We start from the raw sequence: 21394 nt of genomic DNA, 5'->3' as shown, positions 1-21394 counted from the left end.
GTCTCGCCCCGCACGAGGCGAGTGAACTTTTTGCATGCGGCGCAACGCATCCGGGTGACCCCCGTTGACGCACACCGTCCAGAACCGGTTATGTTCGTCATTGTTCACTTCCCAGTGGACAGCGCAGAACCGGTGAAGGTTGGCAGCCAGAAGCCGGTTCTGCGTTTATACGGAACAATTCCAAGCGCATCAGGGCGCGTTGAACACAGCACACGTCGCCGTGCGCTTTTTCAGTACTCGCTTAGGTTTTCCGGCTAGTCGGTGGTCGGTTCGTCCGTGGTCGACTCGTCGCCGGTCGGTTCCTCGTCAGTGGTCGGTTCCTCGCCGGTCAGGAGCTGAGTCAGCCCGGCGTCAGTCGCCCGCCGCTGCGCCTTCACCTCTTTCAGAAGCTGGTCCACCACCACCGACAGCCGCGCCAGCGACTCCGCCGGAGACAACGCCGCCTCCTCAAGCCGCTCGATCGTTCCCGTGTACGGGACCGCTTCCTTGCCGACCAGGAACACCCCGGCCCCGTGGTGCGGGCAGTAAACGACATCCGAGGTGTCCTTCATCGTGTATCGGCTGAACGCCCCCTGCGTCACTGCCTGACTCGGAGCCAGTCGGATCGTCACCGCCCGCGAGATCCCAATCAGATCCTTGAGAAAACGCATCTGCCGCAACATCACCTCGGCATCCCCGAAGTGATTCCGCAGCGCCTCGGACCCGATGAACATCCGCGCGGGAATCGCGCCCGCGCCGAACACGATCCGGTTGCGGTCCAACCGACTCTCCACCACCTGGTCCAGCTTCTCCTTGTCCCGCAGGTCCGGGCCGAACACCAGCCGCGCGTAGTCCGGGACCTGCAGCAGGTCCGGCACCAGCAATGGAGCCCACACGGTCACCGACGTCGCGACCCGCTCATGCGCGATCAACGTCGTGTAATGCGCCGGGTCCGCCTGCGACCCCGCCGAGAACCAGCTCGGCCCCGACACACCCCGCGCCAGCAGCATGATCCAGGCTTTCCGCTGCCCGGTCACCCCGAGCGCGCCCAGCACGCCTGCCACCTCCACCGGCGTCGGCACCCGCTGCCCCAGCTCCCAGTTCGACAACAACGCCGGGTTCACCCCGATCCGCCGCCCCANCCTGCGACCCCGCCGAGAACCAGCTCGGCCCCGACACACCCCGCGCCAACAGCATGATCCACGCCTTCCGCTCTCCAGTCACCCCGAGCGCGCCCAGTACCCCCGACACCTCCACCGGCGTCGGCACCCGCTGCCCCAACTCCCAGTTCGACAACAACGCCGGGTTCACCCCGATCCGCCGCCCCAGCTCCCGCAACCCGAACCGCGCTTCGATCCGCGCATCCCGCAACGCAGCACCCAGGCCGCGTGCTCGCGGGCTCGCCATATCCGTGCCACGCATCAACCACACCTCCGGCCCGGGATCGTCCCTGTCTGCAAAACGAGAACACCCATCTACGCCGCCTTGCCCTCACCAGACGCAGACGACCCACTGGCCGACCGCGACGACGACTTGCCCGCAGCAGCCTTGAACCCCGTCGCCCGAAAGACGTACGTCTGATACTTGAACTCGCCCTGCCCGCCGACACGCGGCTCCGCCGTCAACCCGTCCAGCTCGATCGGCCGCATCCCCGGCAACGCCTCCGACGTCGTCGGCACCGGCTGAACATCCGCCATGAATGTCACCTCGAACGAGGCACGCTTCGCCTTCGTCTCGCCCGGGTCCGTAACCGCAGCCCTCCATTGGCGCTTCCCGGTGACCTCATCCACCCGTTGTCGCACCGGACGCCCCGCAGCCCGGTCCTCCCGAGACTGATACTCGTTGTCCGGGATCACTTCCCCCACCATCACAAGCCCCTGCGGGAACGCGTCGTCGAAGTCGATCGCGAACCGGTGTCCCTTTTCGATAGCCATAACCGCTAGCTCCCAGTGTTCTTTGTCAGTCAGTCGTGTCCGGCGTCTCGCCGCCGTGGTTCGTCCGTGTCGCTGCGCTCAGCGCCGTCTCTGCTTCGTGAAGTTGCTTGCCCAGAACCGCGATCGCGTCGGAGTCCACGAGAAGGACCACGGGGAACGCCTTGCCGAAGCGGATCTCCGCTCGGTTCGCGTACGTCAGCGCGCGGACGCGGATCGGCAGGTCTGCCGTCACGTGAATCTGGACCGTGTCGCGCATGTCGCCCGCGCCTAAACCACGTACTTGCGAGACACCGGCGCGGCCGGACCACTCGACCCGCCGCCGAGGGCCGAGGCCGTGCTTACAGTCGTCATGTCTGCCTCCTCGGGCTATGCCGCCGAGCGAGTCCCGGCAACGTGCCACCCAATCTCCGGCAAAAGGCGGGACATGATCACCACGTGGCGGGACATCTTGGGACGTCCCTGGTACGGTCGAAGACGTCCCTAAAAGTCCCAAGGGGGTGCGGATGCCGAACGAACGGCTGCGTGACGCGCTGCTGCGCAACGGGCTCACGCTGGAACAGGTCGCCAAGGCGCTCAGGGTCGACCAGAAGACGGTCGAGCGGTGGATCACCAAAGGCCGCACCCCGTACCCGAAGCACCGGCACAAGATCGCCGCGATGGCGCGCGAATCAGAAACCTACCTGTGGCCGGACTCCGTCGCGCCCGAGCGCAGGGCCGAGACTGCCGCCGCCGAGGTCGTGAGCGTCTTCCCGCACCGCAACGCGATCCCGGTCGAACTGTGGGACCGCCTGATCAACGACGCGTCAGAGACCGTGGAGATCCTGGTCCACGCGGCACTGTTCCTGGTCGAACGCCCGCGGTTCATCAAGGACCTCGCAGCCAAGGCCGCGGCCGGCACGAGGATCCGCCTGGCGTTCGGCGACCCGGACGGCGACAGCGTCGCCCTGCGCGGAGAAGAAGAGCAGCTCGGCGACGGGACGCTCCCCGCGCGCGTTCGCAACGCGCTGGCGTTCTACCGGCCGCTCGTCGGCGTCGAAGGAGTCGAGATGCGATTCCACAACACGACGCTCTACAACTCCATCTTCCGCTTCGACGACGAGATGATCATCAACACGCACGTCTACGGTTTCCAGGGCGCGCACGCGCCGTCCCTGCACCTTCGCCGACTCTCCGCCGGGGACCTCTTCGAGACCTACTCGGAGAGCTTCGAGACCGTCTGGAACCTCGCCAAGCCCGCCACCATCTAGGAGGCACCACATGGCACGTGTCGACTACTACAACGACCCCAACGCCCCCAAAGCCAACAGCATCGCCGTCGCAGTATCGGCCTTCATCCAGGACGATGAAGGCCGAATCCTCATGATCCGCCGGACGGACAACGATCTATATGCCATCCCCGGCGGTCAGCTCGAACTAGGCGAGACCCTTGCCCAAGCCGCCGTCCGAGAGGTGCAAGAAGAGACCGGCATCGAATGTGAGATCACAGGCGTGGTCGGGTTGTATTCAAACCCGAACCATGTGATCGCTTACGACGATGGTGAAGTAAGGCAGGAGTTCTCCATTTGCTTCCGCGCGCGAAGAATATCGGGCGAACTCAGCACGAGTGCCGAAAGTAAGGAAGTTTTATGGAAATCGGAGCATGAACTGAAAACCCTAAATATTCACCCGTCAATAATGCTTCGGTTGAGCCATGCGCTTTCGAGTCGTGAAACATTTTTCAGCTAAGCTCCGGATCCACCTCCAGAAACCTTGCTAACACGAACTCACCGAATTCAGTAATGGACCACATGACAGGGTCTTTTTCTAAATTGACACCTATAACTGCGCGAGTACTTTTATGCAGCATGGAATAAGATTCGCGCGACCATCCATAAATGAGCCCGTGCCTTTCCAGGGTGGCAATCAGCTGACGTGCAAGGACTGGTGGGTTCACGCGAGACCTGAGTCGACCTGCCGCCTGCATGTTCTTGGTTCCGGCAAGCTCTGGATGGGGCTCGTTTAACAAATCTAACAGTGCAAGGTGGGGTGCCTCCAGATCCGCTACAACTTGAGATAAGTAGAGATCTTCATCTAGCAATGCGTCATCCGACTGTATCGAACCTGCGGCCAGACTTGCTCCCAGAACCCGCAGTTTTCTCCGATCGACGGACCGGGCAGCACCGTTAAGGCAAATCGACAGTAGTTCAGTTCCGCCAGGAGTCCCCAGGAGTCTTGATACAACCTCCTCCTCTTCGAGACCGCTAAGCGAACTCGCGAATGCAAGCGAATTCGCCGCCTGCTCCTGCTGGCGACGCCTTACACCCTCTGCGGCTACACCTACAGCGGCGGCAGCAGCCCCAAGAGCGCCTGCAATTGGTGCAGAATTGGAAGCCTGGGCCATAAAATCCGCCGCACCCGCAGACAAGATTATAATCGAGCTAGCAGGCAGACCGTCTTTGCTCATGTATACCTACGCAAATATCGCAGCAACATCGATAACATACGCCGGGCCTGGCACATGCAAATCCTCCGGGTCAATATCCTCCTTCAGTGTATCGCTGAGTTTTTCCAGCATATCAGCAATAACAGGATCCGGAAGCAATCGGCGAAGCGATCTATTCATGCCAGGCAACAGATACTTTTCAAGAGATATCATGCTTCTCTCGCGCACGACTTTTTCCACCAGTCCAAAAACGGTCATCTCGCCCAGAATATCCTCCAGTGACACCTCTTCGCCGACCAAGTTATCACTGCGCAAAATAACGACGAACTTTTCAATTCTATCCGCCGGGTCAATGAGGTACGCCTTTGGATTAGAAGATCTTTCATTTCGAGAAAAGCTGGAAATGAAACGCGCCTGATCCAGCTTCATTTCAGTTGCCCCAGCCGCCGCTTGCTCCATCAATTGGGGAATCATTGGCTCCAAATATTCGGCAGCCTTGGTTGCGGGCGACGGAGATATCACCCCTTCAACAATGATCGGCTCCCTATGGACCACTGAAGCGTCTGGATTGAGAGTCAAGTCGACGCCGCTGGTCTCCCTTGAGATATGATCCACTACATCATTTAGCAAACGGACAGGTCGCAGTCTGGTTTCGAATACTTCGACAAGCTCCGAGGACCTTCCAGTGTCCCGAGATGCAACTAACCCCTTATCAATTCCGATCTTCGAGCCCGCTGAGCCGGTACTCTTACGCGTAACCTGCGCGTCCTCAGGTATAGGAACGTTATAATAGTCGGCCATGTTTTGGAGCAGTGGAACATTCATATAAACTGGACTACGCACGTAAAGTCTCCTATTACCTAACGACTGCCGAACTTGGCTCTATGGGATCAAGGCGCGCCGCCTCGGGCAGCGCGCTGGTCACCTAGCGTCCGGCGATCCCGCCCCCATGCGGCACGGCGGCCTGCCGCTCCGCTTCGGCCACCGGCCGCGGGGCAGGCCGCCGAAGGTGCGGGTGCGGGGGCGCGCCGCCCCAGGCTCGCACCGAACATGTAGATCCACATGAGACATAGAACGCTCAAAGCGACGCCCGTGTTACTTGCCTGCCGTCTGGGTTGCGGAGGCCGCTTCCTCGTCGGCGATCGTCTAACGGCGGACCGACGCCCTCAAGGGCGCCTCCGGCGTCGCTGGCGCGATGAGCTTCGCTCACCCTTGACCGCGCCACTCCGACGCTAGGTGCGGCAGGGACGAGGAAGAGGCCAGGCTGCCTCCGCACGATGGCCACCGCCCGGGGCGAGACGGCGACCAGGCCATGACCAGGCAGGATCTTGGGGACCATTTGGGGACCACACGTCATGCCCGGACCCACACGACCAGGCGTTTCAGACACGCCAGTCGATCAAGCAAACGCCCCCTGAACTGCGAAAACCCTGACTCCACCGTCCTGGGGGTCAAGGGGTCGCAGGTTCGAATCCTGTCAGCCCGACCGGACGNAACGAGCCGCTTGGCTTGGGTGAAAGCCCAGGTCGGGCGGCTTTTTTGTCATCATAATGTTGATCTTGCCAAGTGGCTCGCCAGACTCGGCCCCCGGGGTCTTGACCAAGCATGGCACGCGTGCCGCCCGGACACCGCCGACGTCCGCACAGTCGGCATCAGCGGCTGCCGGACATGGCGATCCAACCCGCGATGACGCCCGGCCGCAGGAATCAGGCCGTCGGCGGATTGGTCAACCGCAGAAGGAGGACTGAAGAAAGTCCGCGTTTGGCGAAAAACGACGTTCGACAACCATTCCTCTCACACGGCCGAAAGCGCAACGCATTTGTGACAGGATACTCCGACAGATTTCACCGAATTACCTTACTGCGCACAAATGCGCGCGTTTCGGCGACCTGAGGTGCTGGGCGAGCAACTCGTCGGCGCCGGTGATCGCGCTCAGGTTCGGGTGGAGATATCTCTGCGTCGTCGACAACGAGCCGTGGCCCGCGGTCTTCCGCAAGTGGTGAAGAGGTACGAGCGCATCAGCCATCCAGGTCAGCCCCGTGTGCCGCAGATCGTGGTGGCGCGGGTGCTCGGAGCCGAGCTTCGTCACGACGACGTCTCAATGCGTCGCGTCGCGGAGGACCGCAGTCGAGATGCGGCGGCCGCGATACGGGTCGGCGGGCGTTGCGCCGTTCGGTCACTTCGAGCCGGATGAGTTGACCTTCGCGGAGGAGATCCGGCACCGTCGAGGGATCACGCATCGCACTCGCTGCCCCGCGGAGGGTGGGAATCCGCTCGTGCGCGAACTGGTCGTCAAGCTGTTTCCCGAAGGCGTTTTCCTCTCGCGGCCGTGGGGCCGGTCCGGGATCACGCGCGGACGCGCCTCTTCTGAGGCGGCCCCGGGCGGTTTTCCCGGCGCGCGCTGCCGTCCGGGCGGCTCACTCCCCCTCGCGCCGCGTCCAGCCGTCGTCGTGGAACCGGCCCCGGGTCGTGCCCAGGTCGGTGACCCGGCCGACGAGTTCGACCACCGACTCGCCGAGTCTTTCGGGCAGCGGCACCTTGAGCCGCCGGGTCCATTCGGTTCCGCCCGGCGGCCGGAAGCTGAGGTAGAGGAACCGTTCCCGGGCCGGGCCGTGGACGTGGTCCCCGGAGTAGGACACGGTGCCGTCGGGGCGGGGCCGGGTGCCGACCTCGGTGGTGTAGCGCACCGCGCCGTCCGCGAGCGCGGTGCCGGGCTCGAGCGCGCCGGCCCGGTCCTGCAGGCCGTATTCGAGCTGGCCGTCCCGGTCGTCGAGCCCGTCCACGGTCAAGGTGATTCGCACCATCGGCATATCCCCGGAATCGGTGAAAGAGGTGTCGGTGAAACCCATCCCGCGCATCATCCACCAGTTGTATTTCCCCGACGAGGCCGCAGCGCCGAGCAGCTACCGGGAATACCGGAAAGGAGTGCTCGCCAGCCACCCGGACTGGTGCCACCGGTTCTGGACCGAAAGATCGGCCAGGGGCCTGCTGCGCGAGCACTACCCGGCGTTCCTCCCGGTCTTCGACGCGTACCGGTTCCGCATCCAGCGGTGCGACGCGATCCGCTACTTCCTGCTGCACCGGTTCGGCGGCTTCTACGTGGACATGGACATCGAGTTCGTCCGGCCGCTGGACACGCTGCTCGGCGACCACCAGCTGATCTTCTGCGACCGCAACTGCATCGGCAACGCCATCATGGGCAGCGTGCCGGGGCATCCGTTGTGGCCGGAGGTGTTCGCCGCGATGCGGCGGCGCCGCGAGCGCCCGCCGCCGCGCCCCGGCAGGCTGCTCGACTGGACCCAGATGTACTACGTCAGCCGCAGCACCGGCTCCGAGATGCTGGAGGACTGCGTCGTCCGCCTCGGCTGCCGGGACGACGGCACCGCGCTGGTCGTCCCCGGGCACGTGCTGGAAGGGGACGCGCGGTACCAGGTCGGCCGCGACCGCAAACCGCTGCCCGGGCACGAGGACATGTACGCCATCCACCACAAGGGCATGCGAGGCGTGCCGCTGCGGCTGCGCGTGATGAACCGGGCCGCCGCCTGGACGGTCCGCCACGTGCAGACGCTGTGCGCCCGGTTTTCCGGCAAGGAGGGCAAGAAGTGCTGATTCCGCCGTTGCCCGCCGGGATCCCCGCCGTCGCCGGCTACGAGCGCCTGCTGCGGTCGGAGGCTTTCGCCGTCGTCGAGCGGTACTCGGACCGGTTCCTCGCCCGGCACTGGACCGCGCTCCGGCCGTACCGCCGGAAATGGGTTCCCGATCCGCTGCACCAGTGGAGCAGGCAATGGGAATACCCGTTCGTGGTGAGCCGGATGCCCGACCGGCCCGCCCGGGTCCTCGACGCGGGCTCCGGGGTGACCTTCCTTCCGTTCCTCATCGCCGAGACCGCGCCGGACGCGGACGTGTGGTGCTGCGACCAGGACGCCTCGCTCGCCTCGGTGTTCGACGCCGTCGACGGCCCGATCCGGTTCACCGTCGCGGATCTGCACGAACTCCCCTACGAATCCGGCAGTTTCGACGTGGTCTGCTGCGTTTCCGTGCTCGAGCACACGGACCGGCAGGAGGAGATCGTGGCCGAATTCCACCGGGTGCTCAGGCCCGGCGGGCGGCTGATCCTCACCGCCGATCTGCCGCCGGACCCGCCGCTGGTCGACGAGGCCGTCCAGGTCCTTTCGGTGCTGGCGGCCGGGTTCTCCGACGACGACGGCGCGGACGTGGCCGCCGACCTCGCCCTCCCGGACCGGCTGACCACGTCCTACGCCGCCAAGCTCGACCGGCGGCTGCTGCCGTGGCGGCATCCGCTGCTGTACCGGCTGGGATGCCTGGCGACCGGGCAGGGCCTGGCGCCGTTCCCGCCTCCGATCACGGTCGCCTGCCTCAGCCTGACGAAGCGCCGCTGAAGGCGGCGCCGGGTTCCGGACGCGAGCGCCCGTCCGGATCAGCTTTCGGTTCCGGCGGCCTGGTAGAAGGTGAGTGCGTTGTGGTCCCGGTCGAGCACGGTGAATTCCGGGCCCCACGGATGGGCGTCCAGTGCCCCGTTGGGGTGCACGACGTCGAGCACGCGCAGCTCTTCGTAAAGCGCCTTCACGTCCGACACCCGGACGCGGCACGAGCCGGAGCCCGCGAGATGCGGTTCCGCGCCGGCCGTGCCCGGCTGGTTCGCCGGCCAGAAGTGGATCTCCACCCCGTCGCGCTCCACGACGCCGTAGTCGTCGCCCACGTAGCCGGCGGCGAAACCGAACTTCTCGGCGTAGAAATCGGCGGCCTGCTTGATGTCGGCGACCGGAAGACACGGAATCGCGGTCAACAGAGCCATTTCAGCCATCTCCAACCCGAGGCGGTCGTCGTTCTTCGTCGCGGCCCACCCTACCGCCCGAGCCGGGACTGGCGAATGCGCGCGGCCCGATTCGCCCCTTCGCGTAACGCCCGCGAACAGCTAGGCTGAAAGACGGCCACCGGCAATTTCAGCCTCTCGACACTTCGCCCCTAGCCGTCGGCCGGGAAAAGCCGCGCTCCGACGTTCCGTCCGGGAGGAAATGTGGTTCGGATTCCGGCCGGGCGGCGCGGGGGCCCCGGGGAAAAGCGGAATATTCTCCGGCGGCTGTTCTCCCGGCGGCTGTTCTCCCGGCGGCTGTTCTCCCGGCGGCTGTTCTCCCGGCGACCGGCCGACCGCGAAACGCGCGAAACGGCGGACCGCGACGGGCCCCTGCCGCTGTCGTTCGACCAGGAACGCATGTGGCTGGTCGACCGGCTGTTCCCCGCGTCCGTCGCCGACGACGAACCGGTTATGGCGCGGGTGCGCGGACCGCTAAACATCCCGGCGCTGGACGCCGCGGTCGGCGTGGCGGCGAGCCGCCACGAAAGCCTCCGCACCCGGTTTCCGTTGCGGGACGGCGCCCCGGGCCAGGTGGTCGATCCGTATACGCCCGCGAGGATCCGGATCCTCGACCTCGCCGGGCCCGGCGCTCCCCCGCTCGCCGCGGTCGTCGCGCAGGAGCGGGCCCGGCCCTTCGCCCTCGAATCCGGTTCGCCGTTCCGGGCCGGTGTGCTCCGGCTGGCGCCCGAAGACCACGTGATCCTCCTGAGCGTCCACCATCTCGCGGCCGATCTCTGGTCGATCGCGGTGCTGCTCGAGGAACTGTCTTCGGCCTACAGCTCCGCTTGTGCGGGCAGGCCGCACCGGCTGCAGCCCCCGCTCGGGCAGCCCGCGGAACTCGGCCGGCGGCAACGGCGGCGGCTCACTCCGGCCAGGATGTCCGCGCTGCGCGAGCGCTGCCGGGACCGGCTGGGCGGAGTCCGCCCGGTCGACCTGCCCTCCGACCGGCCGCGGCGGGCACTGCCCAACCTCGGCTCCCACTCCCGGGAATCCGTGCTCGACCACGAACTCAGCACCGGTCTGCGCCGGCTCGGCGCGGCGGAAGCGGTCACGCTGTTCGGCACGCTGCTGGCCGGGCTGCACGCGCTGATCAGCCGCTGGAGCGGGGCCGCCGACTTCGCCGTGGTCTCGGTTTCGGCCGGACGGCACGGGAGCGAGACCGAGCGGACGGTCGGCCTGCTGACCGAATGCCTGGTGCTGCGGCTCAGCGCCCCCGGGGATCCCACTTTCCGGGAACTGCTCGCCGCGGCACGAGATTCGGCGCTCGACGCGTTCGACGCCGCGAAGCTGCCGTTCGCCGAAGTCGTCGCCCTGCTGGACCCGGCGCGCGACCGCGAGCCGAGTCCGCTTCGGCAGTTCGGGCTTTCCGTGCACAACGTTCCCCGCGCGAAGACCCCGCTGCCCGGGCTGGCCCCGGCCGCCCTGCCCGAGCCGGAACCGGGTGCCTCGGCCGGTCGCTCGGAAGCCGATCTCTGGCTTGAGGTCTTCGACTCCGGGCACGGAGAGCTGCCGATCCGCCTCCAGTTGGACGACGTGCTGTTCGCGCCCGCGTCGCTGCCGCTGGTCGAACAGTTGCTGGTCGCGCTGCTGCGGGACGCTGTCGCGAGACCGGAGGCCCGGATCTCGGAACTCGCCTTCGAGAGACCGGCGCGATGGCGGACGCACGCCCCGGCCCGGCCCGAGCCTGCCGGGAAACCGGCGCCTTCGACCGCCGCCGGGGTCGCCGAGCTGGTCGGAGAAGTGCTCGGTGCGCGGAACGTCGCGGGCGACGACAATTTCTTCCGGCTCGGCGGGACGTCGATGGACGCGGCTCGCCTCGCCTCNGTGTTCAGCGGCGTTTCGGCGTGGAGATCGGCCTCTACGCGATCGCCACCGCTCGTACCGTCGACGGGATCGCTGCGGCCGTCGAACGCGAAAGCCGGTGAGCTGCCGTCTGAAAACCGCGCGACGGCGGGTACCCGGCGGATGCTTTCGCCGGGGCGGATCCGGATCCGGACGGAGGAGAATCCGCTGCCGTGATCGGCGCACCGTCACCGATCATCGCCGCGGGTCCGGCGATGAGGTGATCCGCGGTTCACCCGGTCGCCCGTCGCGGAGACGGCCGCCGCACCGTTCTCTCGCCATTTTCGTTGCCGGCACGGGTATTTTCGGTGCGGCTGACCCGGAAAGGCTATCGCCCGCGTCCGCGAAAAGTACTACTCTCGACAACGCGCTTCTCGTCGGCGGCAGGAGGATGGAATGCGCGTTCACCGGCCGTCCGGAGTTCCCTGTCTCCAGGTCGGCGACGTGGGCAAGGCCGTCGATTACTACCGTACCTTTTTCGGTTTCGCCCCGGTCACCGTCTCCGGCCAAGCGGCGCTGCTGCACGGGCACGGCGTTTTCCTCGCGCTCCGAGCCGGGCAGCGCGCCGAAGACACACCGGTGCCGGACGCGGTCATCCTTGTCGCGCAACCGGAAATACTGCGCCGCAGGCTCGACGACCGGGGCGCGCATCTGGTCGGCCCCGGCACGGCGCGGCCGGACTGCTCGTACGGTTTCCGGGACTGCTACGGCAATGTGATCGCCGTGGGCCCGGCGGGCGGGGTTTCCGCGCTCCGGCACCGGATCGCCGAGCCGCTCGACACCACGCGCCGCGCGCTCGACCGGAGCCGGACCGCCCGCGCCGAACACCGCGGGCTCCTGGCGTTCCGCGAGTTTCTGCGCGCGCGGCCTCGGACGTCCGGGGCTTACTTCCTCCACTTCACCGAAGGACTCCTGCACTGGGCGGGGAAAACCGCCGGGCTCGTCCCCGGCGACGTTCCCCTCGTGCTGCTCGGTTCCGCTCTCCCGTCCGCCGAACGCGCCTGGGTGCGGGAAAATCTCGGCCGTCCCTTCCACCACATCGACCTCCGGATGGACGACGCGGGCGTGCTGGAGTTCCTCTTCGCCGCGGCCGGGGACGATTTCGGCTGGCTGGAGCCGGGATGCCTCGTGCTCAACCCGGGTCTCTTCGCCGAACTGTCCGCGCTCGACCAGGACACTTCGGTCGCCTGCGCGTGGTCGTGGGACTCCGGAGCCGGTTTCCCGATCGCCAACACCCATCTCGCGTTCTTCAGCGCCGGGACGATCGCCGAGGTGCGGGACGCGGGCATCGACGTCGGTCCCGGCGTCTACGCCCGCGAACGGTTCAACCGGCAGGTCGAGGGGCGGCGCTGCTACAGCAGGACTCCGTCGCGGGCGTTGCGCGAACTGGCAGGCCCGGCCGTCCCCGGCGGGATGGCCTTCTACGAACCGACCGTCCTGTACCAGCTCGCCGCTCGCACCCTCGGGAAGCGGATCTCCCAGGTGCGCGAGCTTTCCGGCTACGGCACGCCGCAGGGCGCGACGGCGGGAGACGAGAGTTCGGACGAGCTGATGTACATCGCCGGGCTCGGGCACGCCGACGTGCTCGAAGAATTCAGCGGATACTTCCACGACGCCGAGGTCCGGCTCCGCTATCTGCTGGCCGAGTACCTGGCGCTCGCCCCGGTCGCCGCCACGCTGCCCGACTGGTACGGCAGGAGGCTGGCCGCGGTGACCGAAACGCTGGCCGCGCAAGGCATCGCCGAGGAATCTGTCGCAGACCTCTGCACGCGGCACCTGGTCGAGGAACGGGGGCTGTCTCCGCACGCCGCCGCGCTCGCGGTCGGACGCCAGGAGCCCGCCGGAGGACCGGGATGACCTCGACCGCCGCCAAGCGAAGGGACAGGCAGGTGAGCCTCGCGTGATCGTCGTCGGGATTTCGGCTCTGTACCACGATTCGGCGTGCGCTGTGCTGATCGACGGACGGCTGGCGGCCGCCGCGCAGGAGGAGCGGTTCACCCGGCGGCGGTACGACGCGTCGATGCCCGCCCACGCTTTTCGCGCGTGCCTTCGCCAGGCCGGGATCGGCATCGCCGACATCGACCGCGTCGCCTACTACGAGGATCCCGTCGCGCGGCTGGGCCGTCAGCTGTGGAACGGCTTGCCCGAGTTGCCGCAGAGCAGTCCGGAAACCCTGTTCCGGCTCGACGCCGACCGGCCGTTCCGGGAGATCCGCGAGCTGCTCGGCTACTCCGGCGAGGTCGTCCCGGTCACCCACCACGAATCGCACGCGGCGAGCGCGTTCTACTTCTCCGGGTTCGCCGAATCCGCCCTGCTGACCGCCGACGCGGTCGGCGAGTGGACGACGACGAGCTACGGCCGCGCCGGTCCGGACGGGATCGAACTCTTCGAGGAGGTCGCGTTCCCGGATTCGCTCGGGCTGTTCTACAGCGCGCTCACCTCATACCTGGGGTTCGAGGTCAACAGCGACGAGTACAAGGTGATGGGCCTCGCTCCGTACGGCGAAGGCACCTGCGCCGAGACGCTGCGCACGCTGGTCGCCGACCTGCCCGGCGGCCAGTTCCGGCTCGACCCGGAGTACTTCGACTTCCGGCGGCCGGACCGGATGTACACCGACGCGCTGGCCGACCTGCTGCCCGTTGCGCCGCGACGGCCGGACGACGAGATCGAGACCGTCCATCAGGACCTCGCGCGCAGTCTGCAGATCGTGCTCGAAGAAATCCTGCTGGCGAAGGCGCGTCATCTGCACGAGCGCACCGGATCGGAAAACCTCAGCTACGCGGGCGGTGTCGCGCTGAATTGCGTGGCGAACACCCGGCTCCGCCGCGACGGGCCGTTCCGCGACCTCTTCGTCCAGCCCGCGGCGGGCGACGCGGGCGGGTGCGTCGGCGCCGCCGCGCTGGTGCACCACCGGCTGACCGGAACGTATGTGCGGGAGCGGATGACCGACGCCCGCCTCGGCCCGGCCTATCCGGCCGACGAGGTCCGGGCAGGCCTCGACATCGCGGGCGTCCCCTACCTCGCGTTCGCCGGGGACGAGACCGGACTGCTGGACACCGCGGCGGAGCTGCTGGCCGGGGGCGAGATCATCGGCTGGTTCCAGGGCCGCATGGAATTCGGCCCCCGGTCGCTGGGCGCGCGGTCGATCCTCGCCGATCCCCGGGACTCCCGGATGCGCGACCGCATCAACGCGCTGGTGAAGAAACGCGAGTCCTTCCGGCCGTTCGCCCCCGCCGTGGCCGCCGACCGCTGTCCCGAGTTCTTCGCCTGGACCGGCCCGGCGCCGTTCATGCTCGATACCGCGCGGGTCCTCGACCCCGCCGCGCTGCCCGCGATCTCCCACGTCGACGGTTCGGCCCGGCTGCAGACCGTCGACGCCGCGGTCGATCCGCGCTTCCACGGCCTGCTGACCGCGTTCGGGAAGCGCACCGGCTACCCGATCCTGCTCAACACCTCGTTCAACGTGCGGGGAGAACCGATCGTGTGCACTCCCGCGGACGCGCTGGCCGCGTTCGTCCGCTGCGGGCTCGACGCTCTCGTCCTCGGCGACCTGCTGGTGCGCGCCCGGGATCTTCCGGACGGGTGGGACCGGCTCGTCGGCCTGATCCCCGCCTCGCCGCCGCGGGAGCGCACCACCGTGTACAGCTTCGTCTGACGCCTTCCCGGGAAGCAGGTGCCCATGCCCGCGACGGAACCCCTCCGGCAGAGGGCGGACCGGCTCGCCGCGCTGCTCGGCGACGCCGCCGGCGCCCAGATCCTGGCCGAACTCCAGAAACTGGCCGTCCGGCGGCAGCGGCCCGGACCGGCGGGCGAGCGGATTCCGGAACTCGGGCCGTGGCGGGTCGAACCGGACACCGCGCTGCGCCGGACGGACTGGCCGCCCGAAGAACTCGAATCCTGGGCCCCCGTGGAGTACCTGCCGCCGGCCGGGGATGCCCGGCGGGTCGTGCTGATCGGCGAATCAGCGGCCCGGGGCTGGCCGTTCGAGCACGGGCAAAGCTGCGGGCAAGTGCTGCAACGCCAGCTGGGCGGCGAGGGCTACCAATGCGTCGACCTCGCCAAGACCGGCGCGACCGGAGCCGTCCTGAACACCCTCGTCGACCGGCTGGACCTGGCGGCTCCGGACGTCGTGATCGCCTTCGCCGGGAACAACTGGGCGGAACCGTTCTTCCGGCTCGGCCTGGCCGGGGAGATCGAGGTGCGCGACACGCTCGCGGACGCGCTGCGGGAAGGCGGGTACGCCGCGCTCCGGGAACGGTTCCTTTCCGTGGTCACGCACGCCTATGCCCAAGGGTTCCTGGAGCGCCTCGCCGCGCTTCGGCAACGGTGCCCGGCCGAGGTGGTCGTCGTGGTGCCCGAGTTCAATCTCCGCGGCTGGGTTCCGCCCGCCGACATCGAGACCCCGGTGCTCCCGCCCGCCGCGCTCGCCTCCTGGCACGACCTGAAGGACCAGGCCGGGCACGCCGCCGAAACCGGGCGGTGGGCGGAGATCGCCCCCCTGGCCGCGGCCATGGCCGCGCTCGATCAGGGCACCAGTTCGATCCCCGGCTGGCTGCGCGGCCGGGCGGCGCTGGCGACGAGGCGGCGGCGCGGGCGGCGTTCGAGGACTCCCGGGACGCGGTGTGCGGACTGTTCGTCCGGCACGTCCCCAGGATCACCCGGCCGGTCCAGGACCTGCTCGCGTCCTTCGCCCGCGACCGCGGCTGGCGGTGTGTCGACCTGCGCACCGTCTTCGGCGCCCCCGGACTGCCCGACCCGGACCTGTTCCACGACTACTGCCACCTTTCCGGCCCCGGCATCGAACGCGCCATGGCCGCCGTCGCCGACGCCGTCACCGGCAGCCCTCCCGGAACCACGGCGCCCGGCCCCGGACCGGACCGGCGGCTGCGGGCCTTCGGCCACGCGCACGCCGCCGCGCACATCGCTTTCCAAGGCCAGCCGGTGCTTCCGGTGCTGAATCGGCTGCGCGCCGCGGTCGACGCCGACCCCGGTGCGGGTCCGGTCCTGGCGGGCACGCTGGCGCTGCTGGACGCGCCGCGTCCATTGTGGACGCATCCGGCCGCGTTGCGGCTGGCCGAGGCCGCGGAGCTGCTGCCGTTTCTCTCCGGCCTGGTGCAGACCCGGTGCGTGCCGCCCGAACTGTGGACTCTGCGGGAATGCCTCAGCGAACTCTTCGAATCGGCGCCCGGGAGCGATCGCGACGCCGATCTGCTCGAAAGCCCCACCGCCGACGGGCATCCGCTCCCGAACTGGCGGCCGCCGCTCGCCTACCACCGGGGGATGGCTCGGCGGTCGGTGTTCGCGTTCGCTCTCGCGCGCCCCGGGGATCTCACCTTGGCGGTGACCTACCGGATGCCGGACGCGCCAGCGGGCACGACCGCGGACCTGCTGGTCAACGGGGCCGTCGTGGCGACGTTGCCGAGCTGTCCCCAGTGGACTTCGACGGCCGCGGCGGTGGACGGCCGGCTGACCCGGCGCGGCGTCAACCAGACGGGCGTGCGGTGGCCGGTCCCCGCGCCGGACCCCGCCGCGTGCCATCGGGCCGACGCCGAGGCTCTCGAACGAGGGGAATTCCCTTCCGTGCTGCCGGTCTTCGGGGAGTTGTTCGAAGCGCGCGTTCTGCTGAGGAACCCGGGCGCCGCTTCCGGGTGACCCGCGCTCACCCCGGCGTGCTCACCACGATCCGGTGCCCCTCCGGCAGGCGGAACGCGAACTCGCGCCGCCCCCACGGCTCGCGGACCGGCGGCTCGACTCCCGCCGTCCCGGCCGCCGTCACCGCGGCGTACAGCTCGTCGAACCCCGCGACGACGTCCAGCGTCAGGACCACCGGCGCGCACTCCCCGCGCGGCTTCCGGACGAACTGGACGCTCGGCCCGGCGCTCCACGGCCCGAAGACCATCCCGGCGACCTCGGGCGGTTCGCCCGCCGAAAAGGAGACCCGGCCCGCCAGCGCGGCGCGCAGCAGTTCGGTCGTCGCCGCGACGTCGGTCACCGGGAGCACCGGTTCGAGGTGCAGCACCGAGGTCGGCTCCGGATGCCGCGCCCGGCCGAGCACGATCATCTCGTGCGGGCGGTCGCGGTGCTCGTACCGCTGGGCGAGCCGTCCCCGTTCGGTCAGGCCGATCTTCCGGCACACGGCGATCGAGCGGGTGTTGGTCGATTCGACCCAGGCTTCGACCCGGTCGTGCCCGGCGGCGCCGAAGGCGTGCTCGACGATCGCGGAGGCCGCTTCGGTGGCGAAACCGTGTCCCCACTCCGATTCGGCCAGTATCCAGCTCAGCCCGGGGATCGCGGTGCCGCCGAGCAGGCCCGCCATTCCGATCGCGGCCGGGTCGCCTGCCCGCCGGATCGCCCAGAGGGCGGCGCCCGGCTGCGCGGCGTCCGCGGCGAGCAGCTGCCGGGTCTCCGCCTCGGTCGCGGTCGCGGGCCGGGTCCACCACGACATCACCACCGGATCGCCGTAGGCCGCGTGGAGGGCGTCGGCGTGCTCTTCGGGGTCCAGCGGCGTCAGGTCCAGCCGGGAGGTCTTCAGTTCCACCGAGTTCCGTCCTTGGTCGCCGTGCGGCAGCGGCGGCCAGCATACTGACCGGGGGCTATTCCGGCCCGCCGAGGATCCGGTCGGCCGCCTCCGCGCCGATCCCGCGGTCGGCCACCAGGTGCTCGCGGATGAATTCCCGTGCCAGCAAGGGATCCAGGCCGGCCTCGCGCAGCTGCCGTTCGATCGTGGACCGCCGTTCCCGGTATCCGGGCGGCAGGCGGTCCACCGACGCGCGCAGGACGGAATATTCTGCGGCCAGATAGAGCTTGCGGAACTCCGCAGCGTGAAAATAGCGGCCGTAGTAGCTGATTCCGCCGATGTGCACGAGTTCGTCGGACAAATCCTGCTGCCACACGTGTTTCCCGGCGGCCGCCGCGTCCGCGAACATCGCCTGCGTGCGGTGCGCGAGGGGCCGGATCGCGCGGGTCCGGTACCCCGCCGCCGCGGCGGCGATCTGGTAGCCGATCAAGGTGTCGAAGAACGGAGCCTCGCCCGGGGCTTTCGGCAACCCCCGCTCGTCGGCGGGCAGCACTTCGAGCAGCAGCCGCCGTTGCTCCGGAGTCGGAACGCGGCAGTACGTCCGGTGGTGCAGCAGCGGGACCATGCCGCCGTCCCAGGCGTAGTTGGCCGGGGAGAGATACCGGCCGCTGTCCCGCAGTTTCGCGATGATCCCGGCGTTGAGGAAGACGAGATGAGTGCAGGCGACCGGGACCCCGGGCGCCGCCGGATAGGTCCAGGCCGCGTTGACCGCCACGTCGTCGCCGATGGCGGCGAGGTCGGCGAACACCCGCGGGTCGAGCACGAAGCAGTCGATGTCCACGTAGCCGAAGTTCGTCGTGTTGGCCGCGAAAAGGATCTCCCACGCGGTGTTGTCGTCGATTTCCAGCTGGGAGTTGAACACCGGACGGCCGAGGTGCTCGCTCAGCCATCGTTGTTCTTCGGCGGGCAGGCCCGAGCCGAAGAACACCAGGTTCACCTCGGGCGGAATGTGCTTCGCCGAGGCGGCCACCCAGTGCAGCAAACCCTTGGTGAAGAACATGTACACCGGGTCCCGCCGGTCGGGCAGCTCCGCGTGGAACCGGGCGAACCTCGCGTGCTCCGGTCGCTCCTGCCTGGCGAACTTCCGGTCCCGCAGCGAAGTCCGCAGCCGCGCCGGGATCACCCGTTCGGCGAGATCCCGCGTCGCGGGCCGCCATCCCCCGGCCGCTTCGGCGAACGCCAGCGCGTTGCCCCACTCGTCGCGGATCTCCAGCGTCCGGTACGCCACCGCCGAGACGCCGATGCCGACCTCGATCCGGACGCCGCCGTCGCGCAGTTCGCGCGCGACCCGGTCGAGGTCGCCGACGAAGAACAGGGCGTCCCAGTCGGAATTCCCCGATCGGAGGCGCCGGCTTTCCCGCTCCTCGCCCCCCGCCGCCCGGAGCAGCACGGTGGCGCCGTGCCCGGAGGCCAGCGCCGCGTGCGGCCGCTGGCCGCCGAGGAGTTCCGTCTCGCGGAAGCCCGCCCGGTCGCGGTAGAACGACACCGCCCGGTCCAGATCGCCCACCCACAGGCAGGGCACGCCTTCGCCGCCGCCGAGCGCCAGCTTCGCCGCTTTCCGGGCCCGGTTCACGGTTCCGTCCTTTCCCTCGCCGCGCCGAATTCGGCGACCGCGGCGGCGAGTTCGTCCGCCACCGTGTCGGCTTCCCGGTCGTCGAGCCCGTGGTGCAGCGGGATGCACAGGGTTTCCGCCGCGGCCCGTTCCGTGCCGGGGAGTTCCGGCCGCGGCGCCCCGTAGGCGGGCAGCAGGTGCAGCGGCGCGTAACGGAAACTCGTGTAGATCCCGCGTTCGTGCAACCGCGCCGCGACGTCGTCGCGGATCCGCGAGTCCATCCGGACCCAGTAGAAGTAGTACGAGCTTTCGTGTCCCGGCGGCATCCGCGGCGGGACGCGCAGCCCGGGCACCGCCGCGAGCCGGGCGTCGTAGCGACGGCAGATCTCGTGGCGGCGCCGGACGAACGACGGCAGTTTGCCCAGCTGCACCATGCCGATCGCCGAGCAGATGTCGTTGGTCACCGAACGACGGCCGAACGGGCCGACGTCGAATTCCCACCAGCGCTTGCGGGTTCCGGCCTCGGCGTAGCCGCTGAGCTGGCGCAGGCCGAGATAGGCCAGTTCGGCGGCCCGCCGGGCGAGCGCGGGGTCCTTGGCGTAGAGCATCCCGCCGTCGCCGGTGACCAGGATCTTCATCGCGTCGAAGCTCCACACGCCGAGGTCGCCGAAGGTCCCGCAGGCGGTCCCGGCCGCGCGGGACGCCACCGCGCAAGCCGCGTCCTCCACCAGGGCGATCCCGTGTTCCCGGCACAGCGCGGCGATCGTCGCCACGTCGCCGGGACAGCCGCCGTAGTGCAGCACCAGCACGGCCTTGGTCGCCGGGCCGATCCGGCGCGCGATCTCGGCGGTGCCGGGGTTCAGCGTGTCGGCGTCGACGTCGCAGAAGACCGGTTTGCCGCCGCGCGCCGCCACCGCGTTGGCCGCGCCGACGAAGCTCACCGAAGGCAGCACCACTTCGTCGCCCGGCCCGATCTCCAGCAGCTCCGTCGCCAGGAACAGCCCTTCGGTGCACGAGTTCACCGAGACGATCTGTTCTTCGGCCACGCCGAGATGATCCGCGAACGCCGCTTCGAACGCGCGCGTCCGCTTTCCCTTGCCCAGCCAGCCGTCGGCGAACACCTCGCCGATCGCCGCCAGCTCCTCCTCGCCGAGGACCGGCTCGAACAGGTTGATCATCGGGGCGCTCCCGCCGACGCGTCCGCGCGCTCCCAGCGCACCTGGTCGCCGTCGAGTTCGGCGCCGGTGATCCCGGTGCCGGACAGGTAGGTCGCGACCAGCTGCCGCACCGTGTCGTCCGGGGTCAGGGCGATCTCCCCGTCGCGGACCCGCACGCGCGCCAGGCCGCGTTCCCGCATGAAGGCGACGATCTGCTCCTCGAAGTTCCGCTGCCGCCGCAGCAGGCGTTCCTGGTGGTCGCCCGCCAGGTCCGGGTGCAGCACGTCCAGGATCAGCACCACGCGGTCCTCGGTGCCGCGGTGGTGCACCTCGTGTTCGAACGAATCGTCGAAGACGAGGCATTTCCCTTCCTGCCACCGCATTTCCCGGTCCGCGACGCGGATGCTCACCCCGGGCGGAACGGTGATCGGCAGGTGGATCCGCAGCAGCGCGTTCGTCGGCCCGCAGTGCGGCATGATGTGCGTTCCCGGGGAAACGCGGGACACGGTGATCACGCCGGGGCTGAGCGCGGTGACGTCCGGGACCTTGTCCAGGATGCCGGTGGTGACCGGGAACCGCGAGCAGATCCGGGTCTGCCACCGGCCGTCCCGGTAGAGGTGCGCCTGTTTCCACGCGCCCTTGCGGATCAGCCCGGCGTCGTCGGTGGTCGGCACGACCGGGTCGAGCGGGGTGTCGAGCACCTGCTCGATCTCCGCCCGGATCAGCGGGTAGTTCTCCTCCAGGTAGGCGGTGAACCAGAACTCCCCGGCGTCATGCACCGGCCGCGCGCGCAGGCCGGGGATGTGTTCCCGGGCCCGCTGGAAGGGCTGGTCCCACACCCCCTGCCGGACCGCGGCGGCCGCGCATTCCATCGCCTTCTCCGGGTCGCCCGCGTAGTGCCAGGCGTCGATCAGGCTGGCGTAGTAGCGCCGGACCATCTGCTCGAGATACGCGCGCGCACCGACCGTGCCGGAAGTGCCCGCACCCTGGTTTTCGGTCATCGCTGACTTCCTAATCGGTAGTAGGGGTGTTTCTTCCGGCTCGTGACGCGGGTC

General features: G+C 68.8%; 21 protein-coding genes and 1 pseudogene. 9 read left to right on the top strand and 13 right to left on the bottom strand.

Going from position 1 to position 21394, the window contains the following annotated elements; genetic code table 11:
* Nucleotides 1-254 precede the first annotated feature (254 nt).
* The 4 genes and pseudogenes from A4R44_RS50840 to A4R44_RS27955 form a co-directional block, all read right to left on the bottom strand.
* Nucleotides 255-1103 carry a DUF5753 domain-containing protein gene (locus tag A4R44_RS50840; RefSeq protein ID WP_067587147.1) on the bottom strand — a complete coding sequence of 283 codons (849 nt, stop codon included), beginning with the start codon at nt 1101-1103 and terminating at the stop codon, nt 255-257.
* Between the two features lie 145 nt (nt 1104-1248).
* Nucleotides 1249-1386 (bottom strand): annotated as a pseudogene (locus A4R44_RS52610) (XRE family transcriptional regulator); the annotation flags it as partial.
* A 68-nt stretch (nt 1387-1454) separates the two neighbouring features.
* Nucleotides 1455-1913 carry a hypothetical protein gene (locus tag A4R44_RS27960; protein ID WP_067587140.1) on the bottom strand — a complete coding sequence of 153 codons (459 nt, stop codon included), beginning with the start codon at nt 1911-1913 and terminating at the stop codon, nt 1455-1457.
* Between the two features lie 25 nt (nt 1914-1938).
* Entirely contained in the window at nt 1939-2169 is a 231-nt protein-coding gene (locus A4R44_RS27955) for a hypothetical protein (protein ID WP_067587137.1), read from the bottom strand.
* 247 nt (nt 2170-2416) lie between these two features.
* Here A4R44_RS27955 and A4R44_RS27950 point away from each other — a divergent pair, with 247 nt between their 5' ends.
* Both A4R44_RS27950 and A4R44_RS46275 read left to right on the top strand, forming a co-directional pair.
* A complete protein-coding gene (locus A4R44_RS27950; protein ID WP_067587134.1) occupies nt 2417-3160 on the top strand; it encodes a DUF5919 domain-containing protein in 744 nt (247 codons plus the stop codon).
* Nucleotides 3161-3170: 10 nt separating this feature from the next.
* The gene (locus A4R44_RS46275) at nt 3171-3638 is read left to right on the top strand and encodes an NUDIX hydrolase (protein ID WP_095213648.1); all 468 of its coding nucleotides are present in this window, start codon (nt 3171-3173) and stop codon (nt 3636-3638) included.
* Here the strand turns inward: A4R44_RS46275 and A4R44_RS48315 are convergent.
* The 4 genes from A4R44_RS48315 to A4R44_RS49325 form a co-directional block, all read right to left on the bottom strand.
* The gene (locus tag A4R44_RS48315) at nt 3631-4356 is read right to left on the bottom strand and encodes a hypothetical protein (protein WP_157905011.1); all 726 of its coding nucleotides are present in this window, start codon (nt 4354-4356) and stop codon (nt 3631-3633) included. The genes A4R44_RS46275 and A4R44_RS48315 overlap by 8 nt on opposite strands.
* A gap of 6 nt (nt 4357-4362) precedes the next feature.
* The gene (locus A4R44_RS48310) at nt 4363-4950 is read right to left on the bottom strand and encodes a hypothetical protein (protein WP_157905010.1); all 588 of its coding nucleotides are present in this window, start codon (nt 4948-4950) and stop codon (nt 4363-4365) included.
* Between the two features lie 1237 nt (nt 4951-6187).
* Nucleotides 6188-6424, bottom strand: coding sequence for a tyrosine-type recombinase/integrase (locus tag A4R44_RS50835; protein WP_067587130.1), 237 nt, complete (start codon nt 6422-6424; stop codon nt 6188-6190).
* A gap of 328 nt (nt 6425-6752) precedes the next feature.
* Nucleotides 6753-7184: a DUF5990 family protein gene (locus A4R44_RS49325; RefSeq protein ID WP_067587127.1), complete on the bottom strand. Its 432-nt coding sequence runs from the start codon at nt 7182-7184 to the stop codon at nt 6753-6755.
* On the opposite strand from A4R44_RS49325, the gene A4R44_RS27935 reads away from it, so the two are divergent.
* Together A4R44_RS27935 and A4R44_RS27930 are read left to right on the top strand one after the other, a co-directional pair.
* Complete coding sequence (locus A4R44_RS27935; protein WP_067587124.1) at nt 7174-7944, top strand: glycosyltransferase family 32 protein; 771 nt, start codon at nt 7174-7176, stop codon at nt 7942-7944. The two genes, A4R44_RS49325 and A4R44_RS27935, sit on opposite strands and share 11 nt — an antisense overlap.
* Nucleotides 7938-8735, top strand: coding sequence for a class I SAM-dependent methyltransferase (locus tag A4R44_RS27930; protein ID WP_067587121.1), 798 nt, complete (start codon nt 7938-7940; stop codon nt 8733-8735). Before A4R44_RS27935 ends, A4R44_RS27930 begins: the two co-directional genes overlap by 7 nt.
* A gap of 38 nt (nt 8736-8773) precedes the next feature.
* On the opposite strand, the gene A4R44_RS27925 is transcribed toward A4R44_RS27930, so the two are convergent.
* The gene (locus A4R44_RS27925) at nt 8774-9151 is read right to left on the bottom strand and encodes a VOC family protein (protein ID WP_093576815.1); all 378 of its coding nucleotides are present in this window, start codon (nt 9149-9151) and stop codon (nt 8774-8776) included.
* A gap of 222 nt (nt 9152-9373) precedes the next feature.
* Here A4R44_RS27925 and A4R44_RS27920 point away from each other — a divergent pair, with 222 nt between their 5' ends.
* The 5 genes from A4R44_RS27920 to A4R44_RS49320 all read left to right on the top strand — a co-directional run bounded on the left by A4R44_RS27920 (nt 9374) and on the right by A4R44_RS49320 (nt 16705).
* On the top strand, nt 9374-11230 hold the full coding sequence (locus A4R44_RS27920; RefSeq protein ID WP_067587115.1) for a condensation domain-containing protein: 1857 nt from the start codon (nt 9374-9376) through the stop codon (nt 11228-11230).
* A gap of 219 nt (nt 11231-11449) precedes the next feature.
* Nucleotides 11450-12910, top strand: coding sequence for a VOC family protein (locus A4R44_RS27915; protein WP_067587112.1), 1461 nt, complete (start codon nt 11450-11452; stop codon nt 12908-12910).
* Between the two features lie 43 nt (nt 12911-12953).
* Complete coding sequence (locus A4R44_RS27910) at nt 12954-14708, top strand: carbamoyltransferase C-terminal domain-containing protein (RefSeq protein ID WP_067587109.1); 1755 nt, start codon at nt 12954-12956, stop codon at nt 14706-14708.
* Nucleotides 14709-14732: 24 nt separating this feature from the next.
* Nucleotides 14733-16010, top strand: a complete 1278-nt coding sequence (locus A4R44_RS27905) for a hypothetical protein (RefSeq protein ID WP_067587106.1) — start codon at nt 14733-14735, stop codon at nt 16008-16010.
* The gene (locus A4R44_RS49320) at nt 16004-16705 is read left to right on the top strand and encodes a hypothetical protein (protein ID WP_161269622.1); all 702 of its coding nucleotides are present in this window, start codon (nt 16004-16006) and stop codon (nt 16703-16705) included. Before A4R44_RS27905 ends, A4R44_RS49320 begins: the two co-directional genes overlap by 7 nt.
* Before the next feature lie 7 nt (nt 16706-16712).
* Here A4R44_RS49320 and A4R44_RS27900 read toward each other — a convergent pair whose 3' ends face one another.
* From A4R44_RS27900 to A4R44_RS27885, 4 genes are read right to left on the bottom strand one after another with little or no spacing between them, the layout of a single operon-like run.
* Nucleotides 16713-17591: a GNAT family N-acetyltransferase gene (locus A4R44_RS27900; RefSeq protein WP_067587103.1), complete on the bottom strand. Its 879-nt coding sequence runs from the start codon at nt 17589-17591 to the stop codon at nt 16713-16715.
* A 55-nt stretch (nt 17592-17646) separates the two neighbouring features.
* Nucleotides 17647-19203: a VOC family protein gene (locus A4R44_RS48305; protein ID WP_067587100.1), complete on the bottom strand. Its 1557-nt coding sequence runs from the start codon at nt 19201-19203 to the stop codon at nt 17647-17649.
* Nucleotides 19200-20360, bottom strand: a complete 1161-nt coding sequence (locus A4R44_RS27890; RefSeq protein WP_067587097.1) for a DegT/DnrJ/EryC1/StrS aminotransferase family protein — start codon at nt 20358-20360, stop codon at nt 19200-19202. Before A4R44_RS27890 ends, A4R44_RS48305 begins: the two co-directional genes overlap by 4 nt.
* Nucleotides 20357-21340, bottom strand: coding sequence for an aspartyl/asparaginyl beta-hydroxylase domain-containing protein (locus tag A4R44_RS27885; RefSeq protein ID WP_095213645.1), 984 nt, complete (start codon nt 21338-21340; stop codon nt 20357-20359). The genes A4R44_RS27890 and A4R44_RS27885 overlap by 4 nt, the downstream gene beginning before the upstream one ends.
* Nucleotides 21341-21394: the final 54 nt, after the last annotated feature.

This window comes from Amycolatopsis sp. M39 (genome assembly GCF_001651785.1).
Lineage (GTDB): Bacteria > Actinomycetota > Actinomycetes > Mycobacteriales > Pseudonocardiaceae > Amycolatopsis > Amycolatopsis rubida.
This window is presented reverse-complemented; position numbering and strand designations above follow the sequence as displayed.

Bases quoted from the DNA above. Each gene is read 5' to 3' on its own strand.
- A4R44_RS27960 (WP_067587140.1), bottom strand. From the start codon at position 1,913: ATGGCTATCGAAAAGGGACACCGGTTCGCGATCGACTTCGACGACGCG.
- A4R44_RS27955 (WP_067587137.1), bottom strand. From the start codon at position 2,169: ATGCGCGACACGGTCCAGATTCACGTGACGGCAGACCTGCCGATCCGC.
- A4R44_RS27950 (WP_067587134.1), top strand. From the start codon at position 2,417: ATGCCGAACGAACGGCTGCGTGACGCGCTGCTGCGCAACGGGCTCACG.
- A4R44_RS46275 (WP_095213648.1), top strand. From the start codon at position 3,171: ATGGCACGTGTCGACTACTACAACGACCCCAACGCCCCCAAAGCCAAC.
- A4R44_RS48315 (WP_157905011.1), bottom strand. From the start codon at position 4,356: ATGAGCAAAGACGGTCTGCCTGCTAGCTCGATTATAATCTTGTCTGCG.
- A4R44_RS49325 (WP_067587127.1), bottom strand. From the start codon at position 7,184: ATGGGTTTCACCGACACCTCTTTCACCGATTCCGGGGATATGCCGATG.
- A4R44_RS27925 (WP_093576815.1), bottom strand. From the start codon at position 9,151: ATGGCTCTGTTGACCGCGATTCCGTGTCTTCCGGTCGCCGACATCAAG.
- A4R44_RS27915 (WP_067587112.1), top strand. From the start codon at position 11,450: ATGCGCGTTCACCGGCCGTCCGGAGTTCCCTGTCTCCAGGTCGGCGAC.
- A4R44_RS27905 (WP_067587106.1), top strand. From the start codon at position 14,733: ATGCCCGCGACGGAACCCCTCCGGCAGAGGGCGGACCGGCTCGCCGCG.
- A4R44_RS27890 (WP_067587097.1), bottom strand. From the start codon at position 20,360: ATGATCAACCTGTTCGAGCCGGTCCTCGGCGAGGAGGAGCTGGCGGCG.
- A4R44_RS27885 (WP_095213645.1), bottom strand. From the start codon at position 21,340: ATGACCGAAAACCAGGGTGCGGGCACTTCCGGCACGGTCGGTGCGCGC.